This window comes from Pseudaquabacterium rugosum (genome assembly GCF_038066575.1).
GTDB lineage: Bacteria > Pseudomonadota > Gammaproteobacteria > Burkholderiales > Burkholderiaceae_C > Pseudaquabacterium > Pseudaquabacterium rugosum.
This window is the reverse complement of the sequence record NZ_JBBUTF010000049.1, coordinates 1-723: the sequence shown is the minus strand read 5'-3', so window position 1 is coordinate 723 and position 723 is coordinate 1. Positions and strand designations below refer to the sequence as shown.

General features: G+C 67.9%; 1 protein-coding gene. It reads left to right on the top strand.

What is annotated here, in order from left to right; translation table 11 throughout:
• Window positions 1-6 precede the first annotated feature (6 nt).
• Window positions 7-723 (top strand): IS30 family transposase (locus AACH11_RS24720; protein WP_341376958.1); only part of this gene is annotated, 717 nt, incomplete at its 3' end.

Here is a 723-nt window from a genome sequence, read left to right as displayed (position 1 = left end):
CGGGCGTTGTCGCCCGAGCAGATCGCTGGGAGACTCAAGCGCATGCACGGTGATGACCTGTCCCAGCGCGTCTCGCACGAGACCATCTACCAAGCGATCTATCTCGTGCCCCGCGGCGATCTGCGCACCGAGCTGATCGACGCCCTGCGGCAGAGCACCGGCAAGCGCATGCCGCGGGCGCGCGGCACCAGCCGCAAGGGCGGCTCCATCGTCAACATGACGCCGCTGAGCGAGCGGCCGCCCGAGGTGGACGGGCGCACCGTGCCCGGTCACTGGGAGGGCGACTTCATCAAGGGTGCGCGCAACGCCAGCGCCATCGGCACGGCCGTCGAGCGCTACAGCCGTTTCGTGCTCCTCACCCAGATGAATGGGTGCACGGCCGCACACGCGCTCGAGGGCTTCGGCCGGCGCTTCAAGACCGTCATTCCGGAGCTGCGCCTGAGCCTGACCTACGACCGCGGCAGCGAGATGGCGCGCCACGAGGCGCTGACGGATGCCACCGGCATGCCGGTGTACTTCTGCGAGCCGTATGCGCCATGGCAGCGCGGATCGAACGAGAACATGAACGGCCTGGTGCGCCAGTTCCTGCCCAAGGGCACCGATCTGTCGACCGTCACGCCGCAGAAGCTGGCCTACATCGAGGCCATGCTCAACGACCGGCCGCGCAAGATCCTCGACTTCCGGACCCCGCGCGAGGTCTATATGGAAATCGTCGAGGCGGAG